The sequence below is a fragment of the Photobacterium sp. TLY01 genome, from assembly GCF_021432065.1.
Classification (GTDB): domain Bacteria; phylum Pseudomonadota; class Gammaproteobacteria; order Enterobacterales; family Vibrionaceae; genus Photobacterium; species Photobacterium halotolerans_A.
The window spans coordinates 399,855-412,646 of sequence record NZ_CP090364.1 but is presented as its reverse complement, the minus strand read 5'-3'; the positions used below and the strand labels follow the sequence as shown (position 1 = coordinate 412,646).

The window sequence follows — 12,792 nt, the reverse complement described above, 5'->3', positions numbered from 1 at the left end:
TCTTCGGATATCTTGATGGAAAATGAGTCATCTCATGGCGTTACTGACCTACTACCCCTGGCTTTACCCGCTTGCTGCTGCGGTTTTCGGCCTGATCGCCGGCAGCTTTCTGAATGTGGTCATCCTGCGCCTGCCCGTCATGATGGAAAGACAATGGCGCGCTGATTGCGCCGAGTGTTTTCCGGGCCATGCAGACATCGGCCCCCAGCCTGTCTTTAATCTCAGTGTCCCGGCCTCCAGCTGCCCGCACTGCCAACATAAGATCCGCGCCTGGGAAAACATTCCTGTCATCAGCTGGATACTGCTTCGCGGTCGCTGCAGTCAGTGCAAAGCCAAAATCAGTGCCCGCTATCCCGCGATTGAGATCCTGACGGCACTCATGGCACTGGCGGTCGCGCTGGTGTTGCCTTTCTCGGCCTGGAGTCTGGCGGTGATTGGCGCCGGTTGTACCCTGATCGCCCTGACCTTCATTGATATCGATAAAATGCTGCTGCCCGATCAGCTCACCCTGCCTCTGATGTGGGCCGGCCTGCTGCTGGCCCTGCTGGATATCAGCCCGGTCAGCCTGGAATCTGCCGTGATTGGTGCCATGGCCGGCTACCTGTCCCTCTGGAGCCTGTACTGGGTCTTCAAGCTGCTCACAGGCAAGGAAGGCATGGGCTATGGTGATTTCAAGCTCCTGGCCGCTTTGGGCGCCTGGGCCGGATGGCAGCTGTTACCTTTGATTGTCCTGCTCTCTTCCTTGCTCGGCGCTATCTGTGGCATCATTTTGCTGCGTATGCAACACAGCGACAATGAAGCCGGTATGCAAACACCGTTTTCATTCGGTCCTTATCTTGCACTGGCTGGCTGGATAGCCCTGCTCTGGGGCCCCCCCGTGCTTCACTGGTATGTCGGAACATATTTAGGATACCCATTATGACTTTGGTTGTCGGCCTGACAGGCGGTATTGGCAGCGGTAAAACCACAGTAGCGAACCTGTTTGCCAACTATGGTATTGATATTATTGATGCTGATTTGATTGCAAGAGAGGTCGTGGCACCAGGCTCAGCAGGTCTGAAAGCCATTGTTGAACGCTTCGGGAATGACATCCTGCTGACAGATGGCCAGCTCAATCGCAGTAAACTCAGAGAGGCTATCTTTAATGAGCCGGCATTGAAAGCCTGGCTCGATAACCTGCTGCACCCCATGATTCGCCAGCAGATGAAACAGGATATCAGTCAAGCCAGTTCGCCTTATTGCCTGTTAGTTGTCCCCTTAATGGTGGAGAATCAGCTGCAAGCCATGACCGACCGGCTGCTGGTGATCGATGTGCGGGAAGAGATACAGATAGCCCGCACCACAGTCCGGGACAAGGTCAATGACGAGCAGGTTCGGAAAATTCTGGCGGCTCAGGCCAGCCGGGAACAACGGCTGGCTGCGGCTGACGATGTGATTGATAACAATGGTGACAGTCACCAGTTACGCGGTGAAGTTGCCCGGCTGCATCAGCAATATCTGCTTCTGAGCGAGCAGGCTGATCGCAATTGATACCGCGCTGATCAATAGATAGATAACAGGGCCGCACTATGCAGACACCCCGACAGACTACCCGTTTTGAGCATCCGTTAAACGAAAAAGTCCGTATTTACCTGCGACTGGAGTATTTATTGCTCCAAATGAATCACACCAGTGAATCCGAGGATCCCTGGCAATATCAGCTCTTTTTCCGGGCTTTGTTTGATGTGCTGGATATTCTTGATCAGATCCAGGTAAAAAGTGAGCTGGCCAAAGATCTCGATAAACTGCAGTCCCAGCTCAAGCTCTGGCTGGATGTCGACGGTGTGGATCAAAGCGCCGTGCTGTCGCTGCTGGATCAAATGGCGTCGATCCATCACAACCTGATCACCGCACCGCGTCTGGGCCAGATTCTGCGTGAAGATCGCTTTCTGGCCGGGATCAAACAACGCTTCTCGCTGCCCGGCGGCAGTTGTTGCTTTGATCTGCCCAGCCTGCATCACTGGTTACACCTGTCGCAGGACGGAAAGCAAGCCGATATGGCGTACTGGTTCGATCAGCTCAAGCCAATGGCACAGGCGATTCATCTGTGGCTGAGAGTCACCCGGGAGTCCGGTCACTTTAAACCCCAGATAGCCCGCAACGGTTTTTTCCAGCATGATGCGGAAAATGCCAGCCTGCTTCGCTTACAGATTTGCCCCAGCTATGGGGTTTACCCTATGATATCCGGTCACCGTAGCCGGTTTGCCATCCGATTCATGCCCTTTGATGAAGCGCAGAACACGACAAATCATCCGGTGAACGAAAAAATTGAATTCACACTAGCGATTTGCTGAGGTTCCCGTGTCGCAACCAAGAACACCCACGATAGTCCAATGCCCAACCTGCCAGGCCGACGTTGTATGGGGAGAAGTCAGCCCGTTCCGGCCTTTTTGCTCCAAACGTTGCCAGCTGATCGATTTAGGCGAATGGGCAGCAGAGGAAAAAGCCATACCCGGAGCCCCAGACATGTCAGACTCAGACGGCTGGTCAGAAGATAACGCGTAACATAGCGGGTCAACAACCCGCTATCAAGCCTGCTGGTTTATCGGGCCAGCAGCTTATCAATGACCGGATAGTTGGCTTCAGGGAAGGTGAATTCACGCAGCGCCTCTAATGTCACCCATTGGCCGGGTTGCCCCTCACGACCGTACGCTTCGCCATCAAAAGCCTTGATCAGGAAAAAGTCGAACTTTAAGGCTTTTTCCGGATAGTCATGCTCTAACTCAATAAAGTGTTCCAGCTCAGTGGCAGTGATCCCCACTTCTTCATTGAGTTCCCGAATCACGGCCTGCTCTGCCGTTTCTCCCACTTCGACTTTACCGCCGGCAAATTCCCAGAAACCGCCTTTATGGGCCGTTTCAGCACGACGGGTGATAAACACTTTATCCTGCTGGCGGTTCAGGATAATACCCGCCGATATCCAGACTCGTTTTTTATTCACGCTGTTTCCCTGTTCCAATATGATTTCGCTCGAGAAGAGAGCATTGGGTTGATTTTAACCTGTGACAGAAAAAAACAAAGGCCGCATTCGCGGCCTTTGAATCATTACCCTGCCTAATCAGCTGATTCGGCCATGGCATTGTTTGTATTTCTTACCTGAACCGCAAGGACACGGCTCGTTGCGGCCAACCTTACGCTCACCGGTCGAGAAATCTTCCCCGCCCTGACTGGTTTCGGCCACAGCACTGGTTGCTTCCTGATGGTTAAATTGCTGGCGACGGGCCATTTCTTCCGCCATACGCTGGCGTTCAGCTTCAACACGTTCTACGTCATCCTGCTGCTGTACCCGCACTTTGCTCAGGATGGCCACGACATCGTTTTTCAGGTTCTCAAGCATGCCCTGGAACAGTTCAAACGACTCGCGCTTATATTCCTGTTTCGGGTTCTTCTGCGCATAACCGCGCAAGTGAATTCCCTGACGCAGATGATCCATTGCAGCCAGATGCTCTTTCCAGAGTGTATCCAGGTTCTGCAGCATCACAGTTTTCTCAAAGTTGCGCAGCACAGGGGCACCAACCGCTTCTTCTTTGCTGTTGTACACATTGACCGCTTCGGCAACAATGCGCTCGCGCAAGGCTTCCTCATACAACTTATCATCGCTGTCCAGCCATTGCTGAACCGGCAAATCCAGGTCGAAATCTGCTTTCAAGCGTTCTTCCAGACCAGGGATATCCCACATTTCATCCAGTGATTGCGGCGGAATGTAAGTATCAATCACGCTGTTCAGCACATCTTCGCGATTATGCGAAATCATTTCACTGATATCATCGGCGTGCATCAGTTCGTCGCGCAGCTCATAGACCACTTTACGCTGGTCGTTCGCTACATCATCAAATTCCAGCAACTGCTTGCGGATATCGAAGTTACGGCCTTCAACCTTGCGCTGCGCATTCTCAATCGCTTTTGTCACCCATGGGTGCTCAATCGCTTCACCTTCTTCCATGCCCAGCTTTTTCATCATCGCAGACACGCGATCGGAAGCGAAAATACGCATCAGACCGTCTTCCATCGACAGATAGAAACGGGAAGAACCGGCATCGCCCTGACGGCCTGCACGGCCACGCAGCTGGTTGTCGATGCGGCGAGATTCATGGCGTTCAGTGCCTATGATATGCAGACCACCTGAGTTCAGTACCGCGGCATGACGCTCTTTCCATGCCGTCTTAATCGCAGCGATTTGCTCCTCAGTCGGCTCTTTCAGGGCTTCGACTTCGCTCTGCCAGCTGCCACCCAATACGATATCTGTACCACGACCAGCCATATTGGTCGCAATCGTTACAGAACCAGGTTTACCGGCCTGAGCGACGATATCGGCTTCTTTTTCGTGGAATTTGGCATTCAGAACCTGATGCGCAATACCGGCTTTTTTCAGCTGACTGGAAAGTAGCTCAGACTTTTCAATCGAGACCGTACCCACCAGCACCGGTTGACCATTGGCCACACGGGCCTGAATATCTTCAGTGATGGCGGCGAACTTCTCGCGTTCGGTCATGTAAACCAAATCACCCATGTCATCACGAATCATCGGTTTATTGGTTGGCACGACCACAGTTTCCAGGCCATAGATGCTCTGGAATTCGAAGGCTTCGGTATCGGCTGTCCCTGTCATACCAGACAGTTTTTCATACAGGCGGAAATAATTCTGGAAGGTGATCGAAGCCAGCGTCTGGTTTTCATTCTGGATCTTCACACCTTCTTTGGCTTCAACTGCCTGGTGCAGACCTTCTGACCAGCGGCGACCCGGCATGGTACGGCCGGTGTGCTCGTCAACAATAATGACTTCGTTATCTTTAACGATATAGTCAACATCACGTTCAAACAGCACATGCGCGCGCAGGGCAGCATTGACATGGTGCAACAGAGAAATATTGGCCGGTGAGTATAAGGTGTCGTCTTCCTGCATCAACCCGCGTTGCTTGAGCAATTCTTCGACAAACTCCTGACCATTTTCCGTCAGGTGAACCTGCTTTGATTTCTCATCGACTGTGTAATGACCTTCGCCGCGGTATTCTTCGCTGTCTTCCTTGTCTTCTTTAACAAGTTCAGGGATCAATGTGTTGATCTGGGTGTAGAGCTCAGAGCTGTCTTCCGCAGGTCCGGAAATAATCAGAGGGGTACGGGCTTCATCGATCAGGATGGAGTCCACTTCATCGACAACCGCAAAAAAGCGTTCACGCTGCACCCGATCTTCCGGGCGGAAAGCCATGTTGTCACGCAGGTAATCAAAGCCGAACTCGTTGTTGGTGCCATACAGAATGTCACATGCATAGGCTTCTTTTTTCACCTGTGGCGGCATCTGAGACAGGTTCACACCTACTGTCATTCCCAGGAATTCAAACAGAGCCCGGTTAGTTTCTGCGTCACGGCTGGCCAGGTAGTCGTTCACAGTCACAATGTGAACGCCTTTGCCTGTCAGTGCGTTGAGATAAGCTGGCAGAGTGGCGGTCAGTGTTTTACCTTCACCGGTACGCATCTCAGCAATCTGGCAGTCATTGAGCACCATGCCGCCGATCAGCTGCACATCAAAATGACGCATGCCAAACACACGCTTAGAGGCTTCGCGAACGGTTGCGAATGCCTCAGGCAGCAGCTGGTCCAGCGATTCGCCTTGCTCCAGACGCTGACGGAACTCCGCCGTCTTGGCCTTCAGCTCTTCATCCTGCAGGCTTTCAAATTGTGGTTCTAGCTTGTTGATCTCATCAACAATTTTACGCAAACGTCGAATGGTACGGTCGTTGCGGCTGCCGATAACTTTAGTCAGTAGTTTTGATAACATGGCGATGCCGTTTTACTCTTTGTGATGTCAGATCCCAGCACAAGCGCAGGCTGAGTACTCAATAAATTGCAATCAAAACGAAGCCCTTCCATGCTCCGTCCTTCCCAATACTGTTCGCTAAGGTCAAGCTTGGTTGAAAACAAATGTCTGTGATGGAGATATTGTGTTTCCCTTGTGAAATTTCAAGGGCAATCAAGGCACAATATCACGCTTTGCGAGTTGGAACCATGCACCGCAGCGCCAGAAAAAGCGCTGGTTGCGTCCTTAATTTGTTATGATAAAAAATATTCTCTGGTCCGCCTATCATTAAGGCGATAACTTGACGATCAGATAGTAAAAGTTAGATCTCACTCCGTTTGGTGTGCTCTAACATTCATCCTATTCATTGTTACGGCGCCAAAATGAGAGATCACCGTCCACAGACAACCGCCAGCCTGCTTGATGATGACACAGCGCTGGGCAATATTCAGCAAAGAGCCATGGCGCTGCATAAGCTCAATGTACAAGTGCAGCAATATCTCAATTGTGCGCAACTCTGCCGTGTCAGCAACTACCGGCAAGGCATATTACTGATTGAGGTCGCCTCTGCGGCTTGGTCCATGCGGCTGAATTATGAGCGGAACCAACTGATGCAGCGGCTCCGAGAACAGCTATTGCCTCAGTTGCAGGATATCCGAATCAGTGTCAACCCGGCTCTGGCGGCAACACCAGTGAAGTCCAACAGCACCTCTGTGCTCAAACGTAAGCCTATCTCACAACATGCAGCGCAGTCTCTGTTGGAAACCGCTCAGGATGCCCCCGCCAAAATTAAAGCACGTTTGGAACGGCTGGCTGCGCTTGCCAAGCAAAACAACCCGTAACCGGCACAACAGGCGAAAAAAAAACGCCAGACAAAGTCTGACGTTTTTTCTTTAACGGCTTAGCTTCACGCCAGGACCATGCCTGGCTGAGCAAAGGTGACCGGTACTTCAGCTTCGTCCTGGAATGTCGACCATTCAAAAGCTTCCTGATCCGCCAGCACTGCGCGCAGCAGTTTGTTGTTCAGGGCATGACCGGATTTATAAGCCACCATTTCACCGATAATGTTGTGACCACACATATACAGGTCGCCAATTGCGTCTAGTACCTTGTGCGTGACCAACTCATTGTCAAAACGCAGGCCTTCATCATTCAGAATGCGATAATCATCAAGTACGATCGCATTATCGAAGCTACCACCCAGACACAGGTTCTGAGATTGCAGGTATTCAATATCACGCATGAAACCGAACGTACGGGCACGGCTGATATCTTTTACAAACGACTGGCTGGAAAAATCCAGTACCAGACGCTGCTGCTCAGAATCAATCGCCGGATGATTAAACTCAATGGCGAAATCCAGACGAAAACCGTTGTACGGTCGCAGTTCCGCCCACTTATCGCCATCTTCGACGCGAACCGTTTTTTTCAAACGCAGAAAACGCTTAGGCGCATTCAGTGTTTCAATCCCGGCAGATTGCAACAGATAAATAAAGGGACTGGCGCTACCATCCATAATCGGAATTTCCGGTGCGTCCACTTCCACAATCACGTTATCAATCCCCATGCCAGCAAGGGCAGCATTCAGGTGCTCAACAGTTGAGATGCGTACGCCCTGATCGTTCACCAGCGCGGTGCACAACATAGTATCTCGCACAGAATCTGCATTCGCCGGGAAATCCACCGGCGGATTTAGATCCGTACGACGATAGATTACACCAGTATTTGCGGCAGCTGGCCGCAGAATAAGCGTCACTTTACGCCCGGAATGTAAACCCACTCCAATCGTTTTAACGATGCTTTTTAGTGTACGTTGTCTGATCATCTGCTTACTCGTCTCAACTGACTGATGACTATTTATCGGCCACCAATCTGCAAACTTGAGGGCGGCCAGGCGCTCATATTACCATCAAACGTGACCTAACCCAAATTTTTTAAATTTAGTCTGCCTGCTTGCGCAAAAATGCTGGGATATCCAGATAGTCATGATCGGCTTGCTGCTTAGGCTTAGCAGCCGTAGCGGCAGATCCTGACTGAACACCTTTCTCAACAACAGCAGGTTGTGCTGGTGTTTTCGCTGCGATCGGCTCTTCCTTTTCCTGAATCACAGGCTTTTCCTGTGCTGCAGGCTTGGCTGAGCTCGTCACCAGAGTGATATCCGGACGAGATTCTTTACCAATACCGGTTGCCACAACAGTCACACGCAGCTCGTCGGTCATATCCGGATCCAGAGACGTACCGATAACAACGGTTGCGTTATCAGAAGCAAAGGCCTTCACTGTATTACCGACAGTTTCAAACTCGTCCAGACGCATATCCAGGCCGGCAGTAATGTTCACCAGAACACCACGGGCGCCCGCCAGATCGATATCTTCCAGCAGCGGGCTGGAAATCGCCATTTCTGCTGCTTCTTCGGCACGGTCTTCGCCAGTCGCCACACCGCTACCCATCATGGCATGACCCATTTCAGACATCACAGTCCGTACATCTGCAAAGTCGACGTTGATCATGCCCGGGCGGGTAATCAGCTCAGCAATACCCTGTACCGCGTTTTTCAGGACGTCGTTTGCTTTGGCAAAAGCGTCAAGCAAGGTGATACCACGGCCCAGCACTTTGAGCAGCTTCTCGTTTGGAATCGTAATCAAGGAATCAACGTGCTTGGACAGCTCTTCAATACCCTGTTCCGCAAATGCCAAACGTTTCTTGCCTTCAAAGCTAAATGGCTTCGTGACAACTGCAACAGTGAGAATACCCAGCTCTTTCGCTACTTCAGCAATGATAGGCGCCGCACCTGTTCCGGTGCCACCCCCCATGCCCGCAGCGATGAAGACCATATCAGAACCTTCTAATGCCTCTCTGATCGCTTCGCGATCTTCCAGGGCAGAATCACGGCCAACCTGAGGATTTGCGCCTGCGCCCAAACCTTTAGTGATATCACCACCAATCTGGATCACTGTGCCGACGTTACTTTTGCGCAAGGCCTGCGCATCAGTGTTCACACTGATAAAGTGTACGCCTTCGATCGATTCACGAACCATGTGATCGACAGCGTTACCACCACCACCGCCAACGCCAATGACCTTAATTACCGCTTCATCAGACAATTCCATCATCGGTTCAAACATGTGTTCTCTCCGTTCTTCCTGTTCGCATCAGGTTTAAAATTCTTTTCTTAGCCAACCACTAATTTTAGTGAACAGACCGGCAACGGACCGTTTCGGTTCAAGTTCACCATCTTCAAATGTCTGACTGTCCTTTCCGTAATGCAGTAAGCCTACTGCTGTCGCGTAATGCGGGGCCTGGACATAGTCCGTTAGACCACTCAATGCCAGCGGTCGGCCCAAACGTACCTGGTTACGGAATACCCGTTCAGCACATTCGACCAGCCCTTCCATCTGTGAGGCTCCACCGGTTAACACTATCCCAGCGGCCAGCTGGTGTTTAACACCCGTATTACGCAATTGTTCTTGTATTTCCACCAACTTTTGATTTACCAGACCCAGCAATTCGCTGTATCTCGGTTCAATAACTTCAGCCAGTGTCTGGCTTTGCAGGCTGCGCGATGGTCGGCCACCCACACTCGGCACATCGACTTTGGCATCTTTACTGACCAGCTCGCTCAGTGCGCAACCGTACTTCACTTTAATTTCCTCTGCATCACCCGGTGGTGTGCCGAAAGCATAAGCGATGTCGCTGGTGACCACATTGCCGGCATAAGGAATCACTTCCGCATGCCGTAATGCCCCACCCGTCCAGACAGCCATGTCCATGGTGCCGCCACCAATATCAATGACGCACACACCCAGTTCACGCTCATCTGCCGTCAGTACCGCATAGCTGGCAGCCAGTCCGGAGAAGATCAGCTGATCCACTTTCAGGCCGCAACGCTCGACCGCTTTCACTATGTTACGTGCCATATCATTATGACAAGTGATCATATGAACGCTGGCTTCCATCCGGACGCCGGACAAACCCACAGGGTTCTTAATCCCTTCCTGGTAGTCAATCGCGAACTCTTGCGGAATCACATGCAGCGTACGGTGCTCGTCGCTGATTTTCACCGATTTGGCCGTATGAATGACGTTATCCACGTCATCCTGAGTCACTTCTTTATCAGAAATCGGCACCATGCCTTTTTCGGTCTGACAACGAATATGTTTACCAGACAGCGACAGATAAACAGAGGCAATTTGGCAGTCCGCCATTAATTCTGCCTGGTCAACCGCCCTTTGCACAGATTTGACGACAGATTCCAGATCATTGACGCCGCCTTTGTCCATGCCTTTAGACGGGCTGCTCCCCACACCAATGACATTTACCTGGCCGTCAGGTAATGCTTCGCCGACCAAAGCACAGACTTTGGAAGTACCGATATCAAGGCCAACGATGAGTTTTTTATCTGTAGCCTTCGTCATTAGCGCACGCTCTTATCCTGAACCACTTATTCATTATTCTGTTGCCATCCAACCGCAACACCTGTGTCGTAGCGGAGGTCAACATAATCAACAGCTTTACCCTGCTGCTCCAGCTCCGGGTATAACCATATAAACCGTTTGATACGCTCAATTCTGGCTTCCCGGCCCAATTCCAGCCGGATACCATTGCTGAGCCAGATTCGCCATGACCGCCGCTCATTCAACGACAGCCTAACAATTTCTAAACCGCCGCGCTGCAACTCAGGTTGCATTTCACGCCACGTTCTGAGCATTTCCTCACTGCTGCCATCCGGTCCTTCCAGCGTCACCATCGGCTCGCCCGACACATCGGAAGCCGGGGCATGGAACACCTGGCCCTGCAGATTTACCAGATACTTATCATTCCAGATCGCTGCCGGTTGATGCTCAACCAGATACACTTTGACGGTATCCGGCCATTGTTTGCGAACCGATGCCTGAGCAACCCAAGGTAAAGATTCCAGGGCATGCTGGAGCTCATCCACATCCTGAAGCATAAAACTGCCCAGTGAGCCCATTTCAAGAATGCCCTGCCTGACCTGATCTGTCGTCAGATGGTGCAGCTCACCCTGAATAATCAATTGAGATAAGGGCAACCGGTTTGCATCTGTCATCCAGTGAACAACCGCGACAAACATCCAGGCCATTGCCGTAATGACCAGCACCAGAAAACTGAATCCCCGCCATTGGGAAAACGTACCGCCAATCAAATTACGCTGTTTCAAGGCTGTTTCTGTCATGGTTTAACACTTTATTTCCTGAATCATGTCAGTCTGACGTTATTTTATGGGCCAGACAAGACAACGAATGACTTACCCGTCATAAAATTTCACCAGAATCAGGATATAGCAACAAAGCTGGCCGATTATACCGACCAACTCGATGCTCTCCAACCATTGTTCGCAATTTCCTGTGCTTAGACATCAAAGTGCATGCAAAAGCAGGATTATTCTGGCTTTCTCTTCAAGCTTAGCGAAGAAGCGCAAGAAAGTGACACAAAATAATCCAGATTTTAGCTTTTACCTGCCACGCCGGCACATTATTTCTTCATTTCATTCACGTTGAGCGCCATCGCGGCCAACTGACGGGCAATTTTACCAACGTCACCAGCACCTTGCGTCAGAACAAGGTCATTCTCTTGAATCACATTGGCCAGAGCGCCCGGTAATGCAGCTGTGTTCGGCACAAAAATCGGATCGAGCTTACCCCGCCCACGAATGGTACGGCACAATGCCCGGCCATCCGCGCCGGGAATCGGCGCTTCACCTGCGCTGTACACATCCAGCATCAGCAGTACATCCACCTGTTCCAGCACATTGGCGAAATCATCGTACAAGTCACGGGTACGGGTATAACGGTGGGGCTGGAAGACCATCACCAGGCGCTTACCCGGCCAGCCGGCCCGTGCTGCCTTGATGGTGACATCCACTTCACTGGGATGGTGGCCATAGTCATCCACCAGCATCACATTGCCGTTGCCGCTGTCAAATTCACCCAGATGATCAAAACGGCGACCGGTTCCTTCAAATTCAACCAGCGCGCGCAGGATCGCTTCATCCTCGACACCTTCTTCCGTCGCCACGGCAACGGCCGCAGCGGCGTTCAGGGCATTGTGCTGCCCCGGAATATTCAGTGTCACCGTCAGCTCAGGTTTGCCTTTGCGCAGGATCGAGAAGTGCCCCTGCTGGCCCTGCTGACGATAATTCACCAACTGAACATCGGCATCCTCGGCAAAACCGTAAGTAATCACCTGACGGCCCACACGTGGCAATAACTCGCGAACCACAGGATCATCAATACACATCACGGCCAGCCCGTAAAACGGCAGGTTATGCAGAAAATCAATAAACGTCTGCTTCAGGTTTTCAAAGTTACCGCCATAGGTTTCCATATGGTCCGCTTCGATATTCGTGACCACACACACCATGGGTTGCAGGTGGATAAAAGAAGCGTCGCTCTCATCGGCCTCAGCAATCAGATAGCGACTGGAACCCAGGCGAGCATTGGTACCGGCACTCTTGACCAGGCCGCCATTGACAAAGGTCGGATCCAGCCCGGCTTCGGAGTAGATCTGAGTGGTCAGTGCCGTCGTGGTTGTCTTACCGTGTGTGCCCGCTATCGCAATCCCATGGCGATAGCGCATCAGCTCGGCCAGCATTTCCGCACGACGCACCACAGGAATACGCAGCTCCCGGGCCGCTTTCAGTTCAGGGTTGTCCGCTGATATTGCGGTGGAGGCAACCACCACGCTGGCCCCTTCAACATTGGTGCCCGCGTGACCAAAAAACAGCTCAGCCCCGCGCTCTGCAAGCCGCTCAGTTACTGAATTCGGAGTAATGTCCGAACCACTGATGCGGTAACCTTCATTCAGTAGAACTTCGGCGATGCCACTCATCCCGGCGCCGCCGATACCAACAAAGTGAATACGCTCAACGCGGCGCATCTCTGGCACCATGGTTCTGATTTTGGCTATTTGCTGGTTATCCAGTTTACTCATCACTCTGT

Annotated in this window: 12 protein-coding genes; 5 read left to right on the top strand and 7 right to left on the bottom strand. The window is 51.7% G+C overall.

Annotated features, from left to right (window positions below; all coding sequences use genetic code 11):
- Nucleotides 1–34: 34 nt before the first annotated feature.
- The 4 genes from LN341_RS02020 to yacG are packed head-to-tail and all read left to right on the top strand — an operon-like array spanning nucleotide 35 to nucleotide 2,544.
- Complete coding sequence (locus tag LN341_RS02020) at nucleotides 35–922, top strand: A24 family peptidase (RefSeq protein ID WP_234203941.1); 888 nt, start codon at nucleotides 35–37, stop codon at nucleotides 920–922.
- Nucleotides 919–1,530, top strand: a complete 612-nt coding sequence (gene coaE / locus LN341_RS02015) for a dephospho-CoA kinase (protein ID WP_046220554.1) — start codon at nucleotides 919–921, stop codon at nucleotides 1,528–1,530. Before LN341_RS02020 ends, coaE begins: the two co-directional genes overlap by 4 nt.
- Nucleotides 1,531–1,568: 38 nt before the next feature.
- Nucleotides 1,569–2,333, top strand: coding sequence for a cell division protein ZapD (gene zapD / locus LN341_RS02010; RefSeq protein WP_046220555.1), 765 nt, complete (start codon nucleotides 1,569–1,571; stop codon nucleotides 2,331–2,333).
- Nucleotides 2,334–2,340: 7 nt separating this feature from the next.
- On the top strand, nucleotides 2,341–2,544 hold the full coding sequence (yacG, locus tag LN341_RS02005; RefSeq protein ID WP_082095739.1) for a DNA gyrase inhibitor YacG: 204 nt from the start codon (nucleotides 2,341–2,343) through the stop codon (nucleotides 2,542–2,544).
- Nucleotides 2,545–2,581: 37 nt separating this feature from the next.
- Here the strand turns inward: yacG and mutT are convergent, their stop codons facing one another.
- Nucleotides 2,582–2,980, bottom strand: a complete 399-nt coding sequence (gene mutT, locus LN341_RS02000) for an 8-oxo-dGTP diphosphatase MutT (protein WP_046220556.1) — start codon at nucleotides 2,978–2,980, stop codon at nucleotides 2,582–2,584.
- Nucleotides 2,981–3,097: 117 nt separating this feature from the next.
- On the bottom strand, nucleotides 3,098–5,815 hold the full coding sequence (gene secA / locus LN341_RS01995) for a preprotein translocase subunit SecA (protein WP_046220557.1): 2,718 nt from the start codon (nucleotides 5,813–5,815) through the stop codon (nucleotides 3,098–3,100).
- A gap of 401 nt (nucleotides 5,816–6,216) precedes the next feature.
- Here secA and LN341_RS01990 point away from each other — a divergent pair, with 401 nt between their 5' ends.
- On the top strand, nucleotides 6,217–6,675 hold the full coding sequence (locus tag LN341_RS01990; protein ID WP_046220558.1) for a DUF721 domain-containing protein: 459 nt from the start codon (nucleotides 6,217–6,219) through the stop codon (nucleotides 6,673–6,675).
- Between the two features lie 65 nt (nucleotides 6,676–6,740).
- Here the strand turns inward: LN341_RS01990 and lpxC are convergent, their stop codons facing one another.
- The 5 genes from lpxC to murC all read right to left on the bottom strand — a co-directional run bounded on the left by lpxC (nucleotide 6,741) and on the right by murC (nucleotide 12,784).
- A complete protein-coding gene (lpxC, locus tag LN341_RS01985; protein ID WP_046220559.1) occupies nucleotides 6,741–7,658 on the bottom strand; it encodes a UDP-3-O-acyl-N-acetylglucosamine deacetylase in 918 nt (305 codons plus the stop codon).
- 115 nt (nucleotides 7,659–7,773) lie between these two features.
- Complete coding sequence (gene ftsZ, locus LN341_RS01980; protein WP_234203940.1) at nucleotides 7,774–8,958, bottom strand: cell division protein FtsZ; 1,185 nt, start codon at nucleotides 8,956–8,958, stop codon at nucleotides 7,774–7,776.
- A gap of 33 nt (nucleotides 8,959–8,991) precedes the next feature.
- Nucleotides 8,992–10,248 carry a cell division protein FtsA gene (gene ftsA, locus LN341_RS01975; RefSeq protein WP_027253673.1) on the bottom strand — a complete coding sequence of 419 codons (1,257 nt, stop codon included), beginning with the start codon at nucleotides 10,246–10,248 and terminating at the stop codon, nucleotides 8,992–8,994.
- A 26-nt stretch (nucleotides 10,249–10,274) separates the two neighbouring features.
- Nucleotides 10,275–11,027 (bottom strand): cell division protein FtsQ/DivIB, encoded by a 753-nt coding sequence (locus tag LN341_RS01970; protein WP_046220561.1) that lies wholly within the window; start codon nucleotides 11,025–11,027, stop codon nucleotides 10,275–10,277.
- A 299-nt stretch (nucleotides 11,028–11,326) separates the two neighbouring features.
- On the bottom strand, nucleotides 11,327–12,784 hold the full coding sequence (gene murC / locus LN341_RS01965) for a UDP-N-acetylmuramate--L-alanine ligase (protein WP_234203939.1): 1,458 nt from the start codon (nucleotides 12,782–12,784) through the stop codon (nucleotides 11,327–11,329).
- Nucleotides 12,785–12,792 lie beyond the last annotated feature (8 nt).

Coding starts and splice junctions, on each gene's coding strand:
- ftsZ (WP_234203940.1), bottom strand. CDS start 8,958: ATGTTTGAACCGATGATGGAATTGTCTGATGAAGCGGTAATTAAGGTC.
- coaE (WP_046220554.1), top strand. CDS start 919: ATGACTTTGGTTGTCGGCCTGACAGGCGGTATTGGCAGCGGTAAAACC.
- murC (WP_234203939.1), bottom strand. CDS start 12,784: ATGAGTAAACTGGATAACCAGCAAATAGCCAAAATCAGAACCATGGTG.
- LN341_RS01990 (WP_046220558.1), top strand. CDS start 6,217: ATGAGAGATCACCGTCCACAGACAACCGCCAGCCTGCTTGATGATGAC.
- secA (WP_046220557.1), bottom strand. CDS start 5,815: ATGTTATCAAAACTACTGACTAAAGTTATCGGCAGCCGCAACGACCGT.
- LN341_RS02020 (WP_234203941.1), top strand. CDS start 35: ATGGCGTTACTGACCTACTACCCCTGGCTTTACCCGCTTGCTGCTGCG.
- zapD (WP_046220555.1), top strand. CDS start 1,569: ATGCAGACACCCCGACAGACTACCCGTTTTGAGCATCCGTTAAACGAA.
- LN341_RS01970 (WP_046220561.1), bottom strand. CDS start 11,027: ATGACAGAAACAGCCTTGAAACAGCGTAATTTGATTGGCGGTACGTTT.
- lpxC (WP_046220559.1), bottom strand. CDS start 7,658: ATGATCAGACAACGTACACTAAAAAGCATCGTTAAAACGATTGGAGTG.
- ftsA (WP_027253673.1), bottom strand. CDS start 10,248: ATGACGAAGGCTACAGATAAAAAACTCATCGTTGGCCTTGATATCGGT.